This window comes from Symmachiella dynata (genome assembly GCF_007747995.1).
GTDB lineage: Bacteria > Planctomycetota > Planctomycetia > Planctomycetales > Planctomycetaceae > Symmachiella > Symmachiella dynata.
Genome location: NZ_CP036276.1, coordinates 3,026,398 through 3,042,791 on the forward strand (window position 1 = coordinate 3,026,398; position 16,394 = coordinate 3,042,791).

Genomic DNA, 16,394 nt, shown 5'->3' on the forward strand with positions numbered 1-16,394 from the left:
CGTAGGGTCAAACCATTGAAAAGCGAATCACGGCGTTTTCAACCGCACGAAATCCAACCCGACCATATACGCCTTGGCCGCTTTGGGATGCGCGCCGAGGATCTCGATCGTCAGCTTGTGATTACCGGGTGTCAATCCGCTGACTGGAAACGACAACACGCCGGTTGTCACCACATCGGGCGCGTTATAAAGATCAATCGGTGCGCCCAGCTTTTGACCGTCCCACAATAACTGCACGATGCCATAATCCCGCGCACGGGTCAGGACGATTTCTAACTCGGCCGCACCGGCCGTTTCAACGGGGATTTCTAGCTCCAATTTTTCGCCCGGGCCGGCGCCGGTCCACCAAAAGTGATCGTTGCCACTCCAGCGGTCGGCGTGAAAACCGCCCATCGGTTGGCTGCGGGCATTCCCGGCGGTTTTGCCAATGATCTTGAGCGATTCCCCTTCCAGCGCATCCGGCACGCGGCCGGTCTTCGCGTCGATCGGAGCACGAGGACCGCGGAGTGAGACTTGATGCGGACTGGCCAAGTAACCAATCAGGTCGCGGACTTCCTCCGGCTTGAGCGGATCCAACAAACCTTCGGGCATCATCGATTGATCAGACAGCATCCGCTCTTCAATATCCTGTTTCGCAACCACCACCGTGTCGTTGATGGTGCGAATCGTCACCGCACTGTCGGTCTCTTTTTTCACCAGGCCCGAAACGACTAGTCCATCCACCGTCACCAAGACTGTCAGACGGTAATCCTTGCCCATCACCGCACTGGGGTCGAGTACGTTTTCCAAAATGTAATCCAGATTCGCGCGGTTCGATCCTGTGATGTCGGGGCCAATTTTACCCCCTTCGCCAAACAACGTATGGCACGATGCACAGGTCTTGGCAAAGATCCGCCGTCCGTTGCTAGCATCGGACGCCTTCAACGTTTTCTTACTGAGCAGCTTCTTATGGCGAGCGATCAATGCCTTTTTATCCGCTGACGTATCGCGAATCTCACCCCAGACCTGTTTCAAGCGACTGTTCAGTTTTTCATTGTTGAACCGTAAAAGTTGCCGCACGTTATACGCATGCAAATCGGTACGCGGCACTTTTTGTTGTTCAACCGCATCTAACAGCACCATCGCAAAACCGGGCCGCGCGACCAATGTGTTGATCGCATCTCGCCTTTCCTCTTCAGTCAATTTGCCGTATTCAGCAAGTACGGATTTCGCGATCTTTGGATTGTCAAAAGCGACCAGCGCGCGAATCGCTGCGCCGCGCAGTTCCGGCTCGCCTAGCACTGCCTGAAACGCTTCCGCCGCTTGTTGATCGCGACCACGCACCAGAATCGCCAATGCCTGTTGGCGTTTTTCCATAGCCTCTTGGGGATCGACCAGTTGTTGACGCATCCGTGGGAAGATCCGCTGGTCCCCCAATACCACGGCCACCTGATCCGCTCGGTCACGGACGGTCCGATCAGAGCTATTCGACAACCGGTCATAGGCAGGCTTCCAAGATTCGGGCATGGGAATATTCACGCGCCCCTGAAACGCCTGCAGCATTTCCCCCAGAATCAATTTCTGGGTCGACGCATCTGCGGTTTTTGCTAGTAACTGGGTGACTGCTCCCAAACTCCCATTCTCCGACGCTGCCCGGCGAATGATGAAATGCTTGACGATCGGGATTTTCGTCGCTGCTGCCAATTCCATCGCCCGTTTCGTATCAGCAGTGACCAGCGGCTCGATGCCATACCAGTCCATGAGTGGCAGGTTGTGGTCGTCGCTATCCTCCGCATGCTGAACCAACTCGCGGGCAATAGGCCAGCGCTGCTCCAGCGGCAAACGTTGCAGTGCCGACGCCAAATACAACCGCACGACCGCCGACGGATCCGATTTCGCCATGTCGGCCATTTGATTGAGTCGGCGCGATGAGACCTGACGATTCTCCAGTCCCAATTGAATCGCCCAGCCGCGGATGTATTCGTCATCGTTTTGCATGAAGTTTTGCAAGTCGTCGTCGGTCAATCCGCCGATGACGTGCAGCGTCCAGATCGCCCGTAATTTGAGCGCCACATCATCCGTCGACTCTAGAATTGTAAACAGCGCCTTGCGGACGCCCGCGTCTAGTTTTCCCTCAGCGGCACGCTGTTGCAAAATTCGCCGGGCGGTGCGGGGGTACCATTCGTTCTCGCGGTTGTGTAACTCGACCAATTCCAGGTCGCTCAACGTGCGCAAATCGCGGTGATCCCATTCCGGCTTGCCGTAAGAAATGTTGTACACCCGGCCATTCGTGCGGTCCCAGATTTCGGGATTCGTGCGGTGGCAAGCGTTACGGTCGTACCAGTCGATCACATACACCGACCCGTCCGGTCCATATTTCATATTGATCCCGCGAAACCATTTGTCGTTGGCCAACATCAAATCGGGCGCGCGATCCCCCACGTAACCCGACCCGGCCCGCTGCAACGCGTCGTTGTTCATGCGATTGCCGTGGATGTTGTGCATGAAAATTTGGTTGCGGTATTTCTCGGGCCAATTGTCACCCAGATAAATCATCGCCCCACAATGCGCATGCCCACCGCCGGCGGCCAGCGTGTCCTGCGGCACATCGGGTTCTTTGCCCCACCAAGCATGGTCGCGGATATTGCCGACATAGTGCCGGTGCTTGGCAATTGTCTGGATGTCTGAGTAGATGTGTGGGTTGAAGTGCTGTCCCCCCTGTCGTTGGTAACGGCCCCCTTGAATCATGTGCCACAGGTGCGGAATCACACAAGCGGTGATGAACGCTTGCCCGCGGTCATTGAAATCAAGCCCCCACGGATTGCTCGTCCCCCAGGCAAAAACCTCGAATTCATGTCGCGTGGGATGATACCGCCACACGCCGGCGTTCAGCGGAACGCGATCGTCGTCAGCCGTCCCCGGCTTGCCGACATTGGAGTACGTAAACACACCGTGGCAACCATACAACCACCCATCCGGCCCCCAAATAAACGCGTTGAGCGTTTCATGCGTATCGCGATAGCCGAATCCATCCAGCAGGATTTGCGGTTCCCCGTCCGGTACGTCATCGCCATCTTTGTCGGGAATAAACATCAGGTACGGAGCAGCACCTACCCACACACCGCCAAAGCCGACTTCCATGCCGCTGACGAGATTCAGCCCTTCGATAAACACCTTCCGCGAATCGAGCACGCCGTCGCCGGTCGTATCTTCCAGGATGATGATCTTGTCTTTGCCCTGCCCTTCTGGAGCACGCACGGGATAGGTGTGCGCCTCGGCCACCCAAACCCGGCCCCGTGGATCGATCGCAAACGCCACCGGCTGATGCACCTGCGGTTCGCCCGCCGCCAATTTGACAGAAAACCCCTCGGGCACCGTCATATGCGCCGCTGCTTCCTCGGGACTCAATCCTGCGGCTAGCCGTTTGATTTCCCGTGGCTGCGCATCCAAATACGCTTGTTTGTCAACGGTCTGTTGCTCATGCAATAACGCATGCGCCCCCTGCATGCCGCCCACCACAATGTCGGGCAGGTTGTCATGATTCAGATCGCCGACAACCACCTGTCGCCCCACCCCTGTGTCATCGGCCGCTTTGTGTGGGATCCAATTCACCGTACCGTCGGGCTTGCGGACCAATTCAAACCAGTAGACCACCGCCCCGGCGTCCCACAGCGGGCTTTGCTCGTGATGCGACCAATAGGTCTTGCCGGTGACGATGTCCTTCAGCCCATCGCCGTTCATGTCAGCCAGATTCACCGTATGTAATTCGGTGAAGACCAAACCATAACGGTTCTCATCCGGCTCGCGGCCCATGATCAAATGCCGCTCAAACGTGATGCGTCCTTTTTCTTTGACCTGTTCAAACCACGCCAGTCCATAGGCGTGTGCTTCGAGGCTGGTAATCACATCGTTGTCACCATCACCGTCGACATCGTAGGCAAACATATCCGCCCCGCCCGGTCCGCTGAACTTGGCAGGATGAAACGTCCACAACGGATCGCCTTTCAGCTTCGGCGGCTGCGCGAACCAACCATCTTTGGTCATCACATCCGCGCGACCGTCGCCGTTGATGTCTCCCACTCCTAGCCCGTGTGAAAACGGTCCAGGCGCAACCTTTTCGGAGATCTTATGGAACGTCCATTTCTCAAACGGCCGCTGCCAATCAATCACGGCATAGCCAAAATGGCCGTCGCGGGTGCAGATCAACTCGGGACGTTCATCGCCGACAATATCGACGAATTGTGGGGATTCGTTGGAGACCTGGTCGAAGACTTCGTGTTTGGTCCACAACTGATCCAGATTCTGCGGGCCGGGATTTTCGTAGACAGAAGCCGGTGTGCCGGGAAAGCCCACGACGAACACATCAGGCTGTTTGTCCCCGTTGAAATCATGCACCCATGAAAAGAAATTGTCCGCGTAACGTTCGCGGGGTTGCGGCTGGGCGGGATAGATCTCGTGTTTGGTTTTGAAATCGGGACCGGCAAACCAATACGGGCCGTAGACGATATCGTTCGCACCGTCGCCGTCGATGTCTCCAAACGAGATGCCTTCGGAGAAATAGACATCGGTCAGCGGGACTGTTTGAAAACGATCTAACCGGTATTCATCCGCTGTGGCGAGGCTCACCATCGCTACGCACAACAACACCGCGCCAACAAGACTGTGAGACCGCAGGCCTAATCGCTCAAAACCCACCAACATGCCGCTCTCCCTGGATGATGCTGAATCGAAAATTCGATCTACGCATCATAACCCAGCAGCGACAACGATGAAACACGCAGCCCCCCTCAAAACTACTCCCTCTCCCTCTGCAACAAATTGCATCTATACAAGGGGAACCAAGCATCGGGTGGCAGCGATTGCCAACGGCAATCGGTGTGCCGTAGGCACAAGAAGCAGCAGTTTCAGCTGTCCCTGCCGATAAGACTTTGCTGGTTTCAGAGCGCGGGAATTGCGGCTTCGTGCGGGCTGCGCCCGCCCCGATTGCTGCCGCAATCGCGGCTACCCTGAACTCTTTATCATCCGAACACTTGCTTGATTACTTATCTCGTAGATGCAATTGATTGCTCTGGGAGAGGGCCGGGGTGAGGGTTTTCGCACAACGTACGACATCCCAACTCAAAAGAATTACCGCACGCAATGATTCGCGTTCGGTGCGTCGCGACGCATCCTACGGTTGCACTCACCACATAGCAATCACGGCCTGACGGCGGTCGCGGGTTTGGGCGGGTTCATCAGGCATGCCTCACACACCGGGCGCGGTGGCTTCGAGACGAACGCTTCCCATGCGCATCCGATCAGGATGATGCCGGCGAAGATCAAGAAGGCGCGATGGCGTGGCATGGGGGTTCGGTGAATTCTCGAAGGTAAGATGATGGCAACGGCCAACTTCTTAATTATACCCTATTCTCCCGCCTTGGGGGGTAAAATTACCAACCCTTTGACCCCCAACGGGATACGAAACAACCCGCCACCGCCGGCTTCCCCACCCAGTCCGCCGGTGATATACAGCGTATTGGTTTCGCTGCCGCCAAAGGCCACGTTGCTGGTGGTGAGGTTTCCGCCGTCATAACGAGCGATCAGTTTTCCGGTGGGGTCCAATACTTGGACCTGTTTCATGCCGTAGTGCGCGACGTATAAATTGCCGGCCGCATCCAAGCACATACCGTCGGGCTGGTTATCGATTTGCCCTGCCGCCTCGTCTTTAGCCGGCAAATCGGCGAACACTCGGCGTTTGCCCACCTTGCCTTGCCCCAGGACTTCATATTCCAAAATACGATTCTTTTTGCTCTCCGCCACTAACAAAATCTTTCCGCCCGGCCGCAAGACAATGCCGTTGGGGAACGCCAATCCCTCGTCGATCAAATGCGTCTTGCCAGCCGTATCAACATAGTGCACGGTGCCGATCGGGTTGGTGTCGCTCGATCCTCCCGGATCGGTGAAATAAAACCCGCCATGCGGATCGAGTGAGAGGTCATTCGGCCCGCGAAGCGGTTTGCCCTCGCACTGCCAGGAAACAGCGCCGAGAATTTTGCCGTTGGCATCCAGATGCAACATCGCATGCTGAGAAGCGTCGCACACTATGTGCGTCCCGTCGGCCAATACCTTGTGCCCGTTGGGAGCACCGGTCTTCGCCCAATCCCGATGTTCGCCATCGGGCGTGAATTGCGTGATCGTGTCGCCCCAGGAAATGTAACCGTACCCCTGGTGGTCAAACACCACACCTTCGCAGTACTTGGGAACAACCAGCACCTTTTCGGTCGTGACGTCCGCAGGCGCAGGCAATTCGTCGGCGCCGTGTGCAAGGCTGCAAATCCCAACAAAACCAACCGTAAAAACCATCCAGCGCAAGGTGTCGTTCATCGATCATTTCTCCCATTTATACGTAGGGCAGGCTCCTGCCTGCCGGAGTTGTTTTTAAGGACGGTCTCTATTAGACGTAATTCGCTGTAACATTTCCATGCCCACGCCGTGATCACCCGCTACCCCGGCCCATGCCCATAAATATGCTGAATCGGCGTTTTGTGACCCCAAGCGATGTCATCAGGGGTGAGTTGGAACACGTCAGCAATTTTTTTCCGCTCCGTCGGACTGGGGGTCCAGCGTCCCATGACAATGGCCAAGACCCGCGACTCCTCCAGTTCGCTACGCTTTGTCAACTCGGCGACGGTGAGCTGGTGTTGTTGGCAAAGATCGGCGACGTTGGCGGCCATGGCTAAAAGTCCTCCTTCAATCCGTAGCGACGATAACGGACGTTGCGGGGATCCATCGTATGCCCCCAACTGATCCTCGCAACGTCGACACCGAAAGCGGCGGCGATTTTTTCACGTTCCGCGGGAGAGGGAGTCCACCGTCCCAGGGCGATCGCCTCGACACGCTCGGGAGGTAGTCCCGATTTTGCAGCGACATCCTCGATGCCCAGGCCCGTCTCCTCAAAAAACAAATCGATGGTTCTTGTCGAGGGTTGGCTCACTGTCGTTTCTCAAATGTGCGTTCCCAAATTCGTCCCGGCCCGTTTGAGCAGAGACACAAGGATGAGGACTGAGATTACTTCGAATCGCCCGAATTGTTTATTCCGGAGACGAACTCCTCAATCGTAGCCTCTCCGTCTAAATAATTTAGCGACACCAGAAACTGATCGACCCGGTTCATGGTTTCGACGAAGTGCCGATTTTTGCTGCGGCCGTAATTGAAAAAACCATGCCCCGCATCCGCGTAACCAGCCAATTCACAGCGGTTGCCCGACTCCTGCATCGCATCGGTAAACCACTGCACCGTCTGAAATTTCACCGTGTCATCCGCTTCGCCATGCAAAATCAAAGTCGGTGGCACGCCCACGCGGATGTGGTGATAGGGAGAGATCCGTTTTGGCTCCACGCCGGTCCGCTTGGGAAGTTGTTCGGGATTTCGCACCGGGAATTCGCCGTTCACCGGTGCCAAAACGACGGCAGGATTGAACAGGATCATCGCATTGGGCTGTGAGCTCACGGCGGCGTCTTCGTTTGGCTCATCCAATTCGTTGATCGTCCCGGTGCAGGCCGCAATATGCCCACCGGCGGACCCACCCGACGCCACAATCCGCTCAGGATCAACGCCCAACCGCTCGGCGTTTTCGCGAATCCAACGGACGGCCGACTTTGCATCAGCGACGCAACGATCCGCCTTTACCTTTTGCCGCGACAGCACGCGATAATCGGCCGCCATGGCGACCATGCCCCGCGAGGCGAGGTATTGGCATTGCTTTTCAAATTGCTTCGGTGAACCGCCCCGCCAGCCGCCGCCGAAGAAAAACACAATTGCCGGCCGCCGGTCAGTCGGTTTGTGTCCCTCGGGGAAATACTCGTACATGTTGAGCGACACGTCGCCGACCGTCTTGTAGACTTCAACAGTCGCCCCCTCGAGCGTGGGGGGATACGCCTGTTTTTTGCGGTCTCGTTGTGCAACCGCAGTATTTGCCACAACTAAACAAATGACGGTCGCTAAGAAGTAAGTCCGAAGCATCGGTCTCTCCTTTTCGATTCGGCGTGCCTCACAATACCCAGACAAGGCATATTTCTTATGGGTGGCACGGATTGCCAACGGCAATCCGTGTGCTTTAGGCACAAGAAGCTGCAGTTTCGACCGTCCTTGCCAATGAAACTTCCCTGGTCTAAGTAGGCGAAAATCGCAGCTTCTTGCGGGCTCCGCCCGCCCCGATAGCAAAGCTATCGCGGCCACCCATTCATCTTTTCAAAACAGCCTCTATTCCTTGAGCAGAACCTCATCCAAAACCAAAACGCACTTCGGCCAAATACGAATTACGCAAGTTCGCTGCGGACACGTTCCAACAATTTCTTGGTCGCTATGATCCCTTCCGGCTCGCTCAGTTTGCTGCCTTCATACTCGATGCCGACGTATCCATGATAACCGGCGTCTAGCACGATCTGCATCATGCGAAGGTAGTCAGTGTGAATCTCATTTCCCTGTTCATCGAAATCGTGTGACTTGGCGCTGACCGCCTTGGCATAGGGCATCAACTCCGCCACGCCCTGGTACCGGTCGTACATGTTGCCGTCGCCGATTCGGAAATTGCCGAAGTCGGGCAGCGTGCCGCAATTCGGGTTGTCGACCGTCTTCATCACGCCCGCCAACCAAGCCCCGTCGGAGGAGAGCCCGCCGTGATTTTCAACAATGATGCCGATCTTTTTCTCAGCACCAAATTCAGACAACCGCCGCAAGCCATCAGCCGCTAAAACCATTTGTTCGCCATACGACAACTTGTGGTCGCTACGGGCGTTGACGCGAATCGAATGGCAGCCAAGAAACTTGGCCGCATCGACCCATTTGTAATGATTCTCCACAGCCTTGATCCGTGCCGCTTCGTCGGGATCGCCCAAGTTGCCTTCGCCGTCGATCATGATCAACACATTCGCCACGCCCAGGTCGCTGGCCCGTTTTTTCATCTCTCCCAGATAGGCCATGTCCTTGGCCTTATCCTTGAAGAATTGATTCACGTACTCGACGGCATTGATGCCGAATTTCTCTTTGGTCGTTTTGGCAAAATCGAGATTGTCGAGTTTTCCGTCGAACAGCATCTTGTGGAGCGACCACTGTGCCAATGAGATTTCGTACAGCGGTTTTTTGTTTGCAGCGTTGAGTTTCAAACCGGTCAAGTGTGCGATCCCCATAGCAGAAGTAACGGAAGCGGAAACGGCCAAAAACTGCCGCCGCGTGGTGGACTGTGACATGTTGCGTATCCTCGGTGTGCGAGTGGATGTTTGAGTGTAACCAAGTTCTATAATACGGTTAGCGAAACTCGGGCGAAAGTCTGGCGAGTTCGTTTAGGCGTCCGGTCGCCCCGCGCTCACGGCAACATCACCCGTCCGCCATCCGCAACGATCGTCTGGCCGTTGATAAAACTCGACTGATCCGACAGCAGATAAAACACAGCGTCAGCAATTTCCCGAGGTTGTCCCATGCGGGGTATCGGGGTGCCGGCAACCATGTTGTCCAGCAGCGTCTCATCGACGTCGTCTAATATCTCGGTGCCGACCAAACCGGGAGCAACCGCATTGATACGGATTCCGTGTTTCACCAACGCTTCGCCGGCGCTCTTCGTGAATTCAATCACGCCCGCTTTGCTCACCGAATAGGCGATCGCCATCGGCCGTCCGCGGATTCCAGCAATCGAGGCCACGTTGACAATTCGCCCGTAACCCCGCTCGATCATGCGATCCTTCACAGCCCAGGTCACGAGGTACAGCCCGGTGAGATTCACGTCCATCGTGCGCCGCCAATGCGCGGCTGTTGTTTGTTCGTGCGGCAATAATTCAAAAATGCCGGCGTTATTCACCAATAACTCCACTGGCCCGAACCGCTCTTCAATTGCGGAGACCATCTTTTCCACAGCGGTTTCATCCGAAACATCCGCCGCCAAAATCTGCGCCTGTCCACCGGCCGCTTCGACCAGCCGCGCCGTTTCTTCAGCGTCCTCTTTGCGAGAACGGTAATTCACAACCACATTGGCCCCCGCCTGCCCCAAACGAACACAACAAGCCCGTCCAATCCCCCGCGACCCACCGGTCACCAACGCCGTCGCCCCATCAAAACATTTTTCGCTCATCACAAAACCTTCAAAAATCAAATGTAGGGTGCGTCGCGACGCACCTTTCTACGTAGGACGAAAGACTCACAGTTGCTAAAAAATCTCACGCCAAGCCGCAAAGCCCGCAATGAAATTCAAATGCACACCCATTTCCTTCTCTGCGCCTTGGCGTCTCTGCGCGAGGCTTTTTTTGTTTGAGAAATTTGGGACGAAAGATGTTCGCATTTATTACCGTTCGCTGTTACACGTCAGATTAATGGACCTTTGATTAAACTGTGCGATCAATCAAGGCAAGTGTCATAAAAGCAGCAACACAAGCAATGGCATTGACCGTCATCGAATATTTCACAATCTCAATCACAACCTCTGCCTCTATACTATTCGCCTTAGCGTAGGCAGCGCACAGCAACCAAAAAACTAGAAATACCGCCGACACCACCCCAAAGCACCAATGCGGCGCATATTTGGCCGCCCACCACCACTTCGCCAAAATCCATCCCGACAATGGCACTAAAGTCGACAACCATATTATGAGGCCTGCTCCGATCGTCTCCGGATCAATAAGGATACTTGCAAGAACGACCGCCAGGATCGATGTTAGGCACGCCATGCAAGGTGCAAATAAAATTGTGCTCTTTTCGATATTCTTCCGCATCGCATCTCTCCGTGAATCGTCGGTAACCCAATTCCCAATACGGCTTCTGGGACGTCTTGGGGCGACAAACATCACGGTTTAATGGCCGCTATTCCCACCAATCATGCAAATTCCACCACACGTCCCGTCTGCGACGCTGTCTGTGCCGCTTCAATAATCCGCGTTGCCCACGCCCCTTGTTCCGCGGGAAACTCCGGGGGACGATTCTCGATGTCCGCGCGGGCGAAATCATGGACCACGCCGAAGTGTGCGTTGTCGGGATAGGTCGATTCAAACACCGGGAAGTCATCGCGGCCCAAGATGGTGAGCGGCTCCGCATTCCAAGGATCGCTCACAATGCTGCCCTGCGTGCCATGTAATTCCCAGGCAGGGACCCCATGCGGCGTGTTCCAGTTGCAGACCAGCGTCAGGTGTGTTCCCGATGCGTAGCGGACAAAGACGGTTTCTGTGTCGGGGGATTGCCAATCGGGGTGTGTCGTCTTATCGCAGGCCGCCCAAACAGCTACCGGTGGGCCGAGCAAGTAGTGCAACAGATCCAAGCGATGGCTGCCGACATCGGCTAACGCCCCACCCCCTGCCCTGCCCCGTACGCGCCAGATCTTGGGATCATCGGCAGCCGGGTTGAATTCGCTCAACTGCGCCACATGCGCGCGAACGACCGTTCCGAGGGCCTGTTCGTCGAGCAACCGTTTCATCTCCCGCACCTTAGGCAACCAGCGGGCGTAATAGGCGACCGCACAATGGACGCTGTTTGCCTGCGCGGCAGCGATCATCGCATCGCATTGGGCGGCGGTGAGCGCCATCGGTTTCTCAACCAGCACATGCTTGCCCGCATTGGCAGCGGCAATCGTTTCAGGGGCATGCCGCTCCACCGGCGAAGCAACATAAACGATCGACACATCCTCGTCGGCCAATAATGCATCGAGATTCGTGTAACCGCGTCCGCCATAACGTGCGGCATGTTCATCGGCCAGTGCAGAGCTATGTGAAAAAAACGCGGCGATATGACTGTCGGGTTGTGCGAGAATCGCATCCGCGGCACGTCGACGAACAATGTCACTGCACCCCACAATTCCCCAACCCACAGTCATAACTTGCTCCCCGCATCCATGGTTGGTTGCTGCCGATCACAGGCATAATCATCTAAACACAGCGCCGGTTTTTCCCCCAGCACCAACGACGCCATCAGCGTTCCGGTAATCGGGGAGAGTTGCAGGCCATCACGAAAATGCCCGGTGGCGACGAATAGGTTCTCCGTCCCAGGCGCGCGTCCCAAATAAGGCAACCCATCCGCCGAACGCGGCCGCAACCCCGCCCAGGCGCGTTCGAATGTTGCTTCCGCCAAACAAGGCACAAGGCCCGTGGCAAAATCCAAGAGTCCGCTCAACCCCTCAGCGGTGTTGGTTTTATTGAAGCCAACCGATTCAACCGTTGCACCCACCAAAATCCGGCCATCAGGTCGCGGCACGAGATACTTTCTACCGGACAAGAGTATGTGACCGAAGGGCAGCGGCTGCGCGCTCAGTAAAACAATTTGCCCACGCACCGGCTGTGTCGTCACGCTGCAACCAACGGTCTGTAAAATATGTTGCGACCAACTGCCGGCGGAGACCAAGAACTGGCCAGCGTTCAACACGCCGTCACTAGTATTGACGCCGATGATTTTCTCACCGCTGCGTTCAAATCCGTAAACGGGCGTCCCGGCAATCATCCGCACACCGCGCGCCGTGCAAGCGGCCAATAAGGCTTTGACGTGTCGTGGATTGCGAATCTGTGCCATCTCTGGAATTCGATAGGCGGAAGAAATATTGTCCGCCAGATTCGGTTCGTAGCGGCGTGCAGCTTGAGGGGTTAAAGCTTCGACCTCGACGCCGCGTTGCTGGGCGAATTCGATGTCGTTGTGCAATGCGTCCGGCGGTCCACCGTAGCGAATCTCCAGTCCACCGGAGCGTCGATATCCATTGTCGATACCTGTCTCGGCTTGCAACGACTCACTGAATTGCGGCCACAATTCCTGGCTAGCAGATTGCAAACGTAAAGCGGGTTCGGCGGTTCCCGCCTCAGCGGTCGGCGGTAACATCCCGGCACCGGCCCACGACGCTTCACGACCCAGCGGACCCTGATCGACAACCGTCACCGAGGCGCCCCGCCCGGATAGCTCATAGGCAATCGATAAACCGATCACCCCGCCGCCAATCACAATCACGTCCGACATCAGCGTTTCCGGTCTTCCTTTATGATTCTTCGCATCGCTCCCTGTACTTCAACCACTTGATTCTAACGCATCCAGCGCGCCTTTTTGTAGGGTGCATCGCGACGCACCTTTATAAATAGTACGAGCGATCAACAATTAAAATAAATCGCTCAGCACCAGTAGCATCGCCCAGTAATACTTAATGTCCCGATCAGCCGATCGTGTTACCCGCAGCGAAATTTAGATATCGGTTGTTGTTGTCTGTAGTTCACTGTGGCATACTAGTGACGACTACGCTGCTGGGCCAACGACAACGATTTCGTGAATTCTGATTTAAGAACACGTGAACTAGCGAGGGACAGCGCGATGAAAGACATCCCGGAATTTGTATGGGTCATCATCAAGGGAGTCGTCTGGATGATCCCCTTAGCGATCCTCACCCTGCGGAGTATTCTGGACCTGCGAAACAGTGACGGTCCCAGCCATGCCGGCAGCGCCTTCATTTTCCCCGTGCTGCTGGTCGCCATGATCCTGCCGTTTATCGCCGGAGTCACCCACCGTTCGCGCGCCGTCGCCCTGGTGGCCGGAGCCGTCTGGGGAATTTTGATGCTGTCGTACTACGTCTTCACTCCCGAGCTCTCATCAAAATTCTGAGCGCGGGGGGTGAAGAACGACACCGGCATCCGGCGATGGCGGGAGCGAACTTGCAGCTCTTGACTCAACGCGCCCCAATTCGGGCAGCATCGCTCAGCGTGATGATGTGAGCGATGCCTTGAAGTACTCGCGATTGAGGCGGGCGATGTTTTCCAGTGAAATGCCCGCCGGACAAGCCGCTTCGCATTCCGCCGTGTTGGTGCAGGCCCCAAAGCCTTCTTCATCCATTTGGGCCACCATATTCAGCACGCGGTCAGCGCGTTCCGGCTTGCCTTGCGGCAACAACGCCATTTGCGAGACCTTGGCTCCGACAAACAACATGGCCGAAGCATTCTTACAAGCAGCAACACAGGCTCCGCAGCCGATGCAGGATGCGGCGTCCATGGCACGGTCGGCATCCTGTTTAGGAACAGGCAGGGCATTAGCGTCTTGAGCACTGCCGCAATTGACCGATACGTAACCGCCGACGGAAATCACACGGTCCAGTGCGCTGCGGTCGACGACCAAATCTCGCACAACCGGAAAGGCTCGTGCCCGCCATGGCTCGATCACAATCGTATCGCCATCGCGAAACCGCCGCATGTGCAATTGGCAGGTCGTGGTTTCGTTGTCCGGACCATGGGCTTGGCCGTTGATCATAAGACTGCACATGCCGCAAATTCCTTCACGGCAATCGTGGTCGAACGCAACCGGCTCTTCATTTTCAGAAATCAACTGTTCGTTCAGCACGTCCAGCATTTCCAAAAACGACATTTCGGTCGAAACACCGCGCAGTTGATACAGTTTGAACTCACCTTGTGCGTCGCCCGCGGCCTGTCGCCAAACCTTGAGCGTCAAATTCAGTTCACTCATCGCTATTTGTAACTCCTCTGGGTGAGTTTCACGGTTTCAAAGCTGAGCGGCTCGGTATGACGTGTCGGCTCTGAGGCCTCACCATTGTATTGCCAAGCGGCGACGTGGCAGAAGTTTTCGTCATCCCGGCGGGCTTCATTCTCACCGGTTTGATATTCCTCGCGGAAGTGCCCGCCGCACGATTCCTCACGCTCCAATGCATCCTTGGCGAGCAATTCGCCGAACTCCAGAAAGTCGGCCAACCGGCCAGCATATTCCAGATTTTGATTTAGCGTTTCTCCCGCACCGAGCACTTTGAGGTTTTGCCAGAACTCCTCGCGTAATGTACGGATTTTTTCGATCGCTTCTCGCAAACCCGCATCACTGCGCGACATGCCGCAATGGTCCCACATGATGTGTCCCAATTCGCGATGAATGCTATCCACTGAGCGATTGCCATTAATTTTCAGCATCGCTTCGGTGTGATTGCGGGCATCGACGACCGCTTCTTGGAACGCCGGATGGTGAGTCGTAACCCGCGGCAATTTGACGCTGGCTAAGTGGTTGCCGACCGTGTAAGGAGCGACGAAGTATCCGTCCGCCAGTCCTTGCATCAGGGCACTGGCCCCTAAACGGTTGGCCCCATGGTCTGAGAAATTGGCTTCGCCCAACACAAACATGCCCGGGATCGTGCTTTGCAGATTATAGTCCACCCACAATCCACCCATCGTGTAGTGCACGGCCGGATAGATCCGCATCGGCGCGTGGTACGGGTCCTCGTCGGTGATCTTTTGATACATATGAAACAGATTGCCGTACTTCTGACGAATCACATCTTCGCCGTCGCGGGCAATTGCATCCTTGAAGTCCAGATAGACCGACTTGCCGGTGGACCCGACTCCATAACCCGCATCACATCGTTCCTTAGCGGCGCGTGAGGCGACGTCGCGGGGGACCATATTTCCGAAGGCGGGATAACGCCGTTCCAGATAGTAATCCCGGTCCTCTTCGGGAATTTCCCGCGGTTTGCGTTGGTCGTCTGCATCCTTGGGGACCCACACCCGGCCGTCATTCCGCAAGCTTTCGCTCATCAGTGTCAGTTTCGATTGATAATCGCCCGACACCGGAATGCAGGTGGGATGAATCTGTGTGTAACAAGGATTGGCGAAATACGCACCTCGTTTATAAGCCCGCCATGCTGCTGTGACATTACAGCCCTTGGCGTTCGTCGAGAGGTAATAGGCGTTGCCATATCCGCCCGTGCAGAGCAGAACCGCATGACCGGCGTACGATTCGATCTCGCCGGTGACCAAATTCCGGGCGACCACTCCGCGAGCGACACCATCCACGACCACCACGTCGAGCATTTCTCGGCGGGGGAACATTTTGACTTTGCCATGCCCCACTTGACGCATCAACGAGCCATAGGCACCCAGCAAAAGTTGTTGTCCGGTTTGGCCGCGGGCGTAAAACGTCCGCGAGACTTGTGCTCCGCCGAAGGTGCGGTTGGCCAGCAACCCGCCGTATTCACGCGCAAAAGGGACACCCTGTGCGACGCATTGATCGATGATCGAACCGCTGACCTGCGCCAAGCGATAGACATTGGCCTCGCGGCTACGGTAATCGCCCCCTTTGACGGTGTCATAAAACAACCGTTTCACGCTATCGCCGTCGTTGGGATAGTTTTTGGCGGCGTTGATGCCCCCTTGGGCGGCAATACTATGTGCCCGTCGTGGGGAGTCCTGAATGCACAGGCTTGTAACGTTGTAGCCTAGCTCCGCCAATGACGCCGCCGCCGATGCACCCGCCAGGCCGGTGCCCACAACGACGATGTCGAATTTGCGTTTGTTATTGGGCGCCACCAACTTCATATCGAAGCGGTGTTTCTCCCATTTGTCTTCGATCGGTCCCGAGGGAACTTTCGCATCCAAAGTCGTTTCCGAGACGACGCTCATCGGCCAATCCTCTTCAGCACCCGCCGTGCGGGTTGGTGTCTC

13 protein-coding genes are annotated in these 16,394 nt (G+C 56.1%); 1 reads left to right on the forward strand and 12 read right to left on the reverse strand.

The features are described from left to right. Positions 1–27: 27 nt before the first annotated feature. The 10 genes from Mal52_RS11735 to thiO all read right to left on the reverse strand — a co-directional run bounded on the left by Mal52_RS11735 (position 28) and on the right by thiO (position 12,933). Complete coding sequence (locus tag Mal52_RS11735) at positions 28–4,680, reverse strand: PVC-type heme-binding CxxCH protein (protein WP_145376263.1); 4,653 nt, start codon at positions 4,678–4,680, stop codon at positions 28–30. Positions 4,681–5,382: 702 nt separating this feature from the next. Next, positions 5,383–6,342 (reverse strand): SMP-30/gluconolactonase/LRE family protein, encoded by a 960-nt coding sequence (locus Mal52_RS11740; protein ID WP_145376264.1) that lies wholly within the window; start codon positions 6,340–6,342, stop codon positions 5,383–5,385. 119 nt (positions 6,343–6,461) lie between these two features. After that, positions 6,462–6,692 carry a helix-turn-helix domain-containing protein gene (locus Mal52_RS11745; protein WP_145376265.1) on the reverse strand — a complete coding sequence of 77 codons (231 nt, stop codon included), beginning with the start codon at positions 6,690–6,692 and terminating at the stop codon, positions 6,462–6,464. A 2-nt stretch (positions 6,693–6,694) separates the two neighbouring features. Further along, entirely contained in the window at positions 6,695–6,952 is a 258-nt protein-coding gene (locus Mal52_RS11750; protein ID WP_145376266.1) for a helix-turn-helix domain-containing protein, read from the reverse strand. Positions 6,953–7,026: 74 nt separating this feature from the next. Next, on the reverse strand, positions 7,027–7,980 hold the full coding sequence (locus Mal52_RS11755) for an alpha/beta hydrolase (RefSeq protein WP_145376268.1): 954 nt from the start codon (positions 7,978–7,980) through the stop codon (positions 7,027–7,029). Between the two features lie 296 nt (positions 7,981–8,276). Then, entirely contained in the window at positions 8,277–9,206 is a 930-nt protein-coding gene (locus tag Mal52_RS11760) for a sugar phosphate isomerase/epimerase family protein (RefSeq protein ID WP_145376270.1), read from the reverse strand. Positions 9,207–9,322: 116 nt separating this feature from the next. After that, entirely contained in the window at positions 9,323–10,081 is a 759-nt protein-coding gene (locus tag Mal52_RS11765; RefSeq protein ID WP_145376271.1) for an SDR family NAD(P)-dependent oxidoreductase, read from the reverse strand. Between the two features lie 250 nt (positions 10,082–10,331). Further along, on the reverse strand, positions 10,332–10,718 hold the full coding sequence (locus Mal52_RS11770) for a hypothetical protein (protein WP_145376273.1): 387 nt from the start codon (positions 10,716–10,718) through the stop codon (positions 10,332–10,334). Positions 10,719–10,819: 101 nt separating this feature from the next. Then, positions 10,820–11,809: a Gfo/Idh/MocA family protein gene (locus tag Mal52_RS11775; protein WP_145376275.1), complete on the reverse strand. Its 990-nt coding sequence runs from the start codon at positions 11,807–11,809 to the stop codon at positions 10,820–10,822. Beyond that, the gene (gene thiO, locus Mal52_RS11780) at positions 11,806–12,933 is read right to left on the reverse strand and encodes a glycine oxidase ThiO (protein WP_145376277.1); all 1,128 of its coding nucleotides are present in this window, start codon (positions 12,931–12,933) and stop codon (positions 11,806–11,808) included. Before thiO ends, Mal52_RS11775 begins: the two co-directional genes overlap by 4 nt. A gap of 345 nt (positions 12,934–13,278) precedes the next feature. Here thiO and Mal52_RS11785 point away from each other — a divergent pair, with 345 nt between their 5' ends. After that, positions 13,279–13,566 carry a hypothetical protein gene (locus tag Mal52_RS11785; RefSeq protein WP_145376279.1) on the forward strand — a complete coding sequence of 96 codons (288 nt, stop codon included), beginning with the start codon at positions 13,279–13,281 and terminating at the stop codon, positions 13,564–13,566. A gap of 93 nt (positions 13,567–13,659) precedes the next feature. On the opposite strand, the gene Mal52_RS11790 is transcribed toward Mal52_RS11785, so the two are convergent. Together Mal52_RS11790 and Mal52_RS11795 are read right to left on the reverse strand one after the other, a co-directional pair. Beyond that, positions 13,660–14,418, reverse strand: a complete 759-nt coding sequence (locus tag Mal52_RS11790; protein ID WP_145376281.1) for a succinate dehydrogenase/fumarate reductase iron-sulfur subunit — start codon at positions 14,416–14,418, stop codon at positions 13,660–13,662. 2 nt (positions 14,419–14,420) lie between these two features. Further along, entirely contained in the window at positions 14,421–16,352 is a 1,932-nt protein-coding gene (locus Mal52_RS11795) for a fumarate reductase/succinate dehydrogenase flavoprotein subunit (protein ID WP_145376283.1), read from the reverse strand. Between the last annotated feature and the right edge of the window lie 42 nt (positions 16,353–16,394).

Bases quoted from the DNA above. Each gene is read 5' to 3' on its own strand.
- Mal52_RS11785 (WP_145376279.1), top strand. From the start codon at position 13,279: ATGAAAGACATCCCGGAATTTGTATGGGTCATCATCAAGGGAGTCGTC.
- Mal52_RS11740 (WP_145376264.1), bottom strand. From the start codon at position 6,342: ATGAACGACACCTTGCGCTGGATGGTTTTTACGGTTGGTTTTGTTGGG.
- Mal52_RS11795 (WP_145376283.1), bottom strand. From the start codon at position 16,352: ATGAGCGTCGTCTCGGAAACGACTTTGGATGCGAAAGTTCCCTCGGGA.
- Mal52_RS11755 (WP_145376268.1), bottom strand. From the start codon at position 7,980: ATGCTTCGGACTTACTTCTTAGCGACCGTCATTTGTTTAGTTGTGGCA.
- Mal52_RS11775 (WP_145376275.1), bottom strand. From the start codon at position 11,809: ATGACTGTGGGTTGGGGAATTGTGGGGTGCAGTGACATTGTTCGTCGA.
- thiO (WP_145376277.1), bottom strand. From the start codon at position 12,933: ATGTCGGACGTGATTGTGATTGGCGGCGGGGTGATCGGTTTATCGATT.
- Mal52_RS11760 (WP_145376270.1), bottom strand. From the start codon at position 9,206: ATGTCACAGTCCACCACGCGGCGGCAGTTTTTGGCCGTTTCCGCTTCC.
- Mal52_RS11765 (WP_145376271.1), bottom strand. From the start codon at position 10,081: ATGAGCGAAAAATGTTTTGATGGGGCGACGGCGTTGGTGACCGGTGGG.
- Mal52_RS11770 (WP_145376273.1), bottom strand. From the start codon at position 10,718: ATGCGGAAGAATATCGAAAAGAGCACAATTTTATTTGCACCTTGCATG.
- Mal52_RS11790 (WP_145376281.1), bottom strand. From the start codon at position 14,418: ATGAGTGAACTGAATTTGACGCTCAAGGTTTGGCGACAGGCCGCGGGC.
- Mal52_RS11745 (WP_145376265.1), bottom strand. From the start codon at position 6,692: ATGGCCGCCAACGTCGCCGATCTTTGCCAACAACACCAGCTCACCGTC.
- Mal52_RS11735 (WP_145376263.1), bottom strand. From the start codon at position 4,680: ATGTTGGTGGGTTTTGAGCGATTAGGCCTGCGGTCTCACAGTCTTGTT.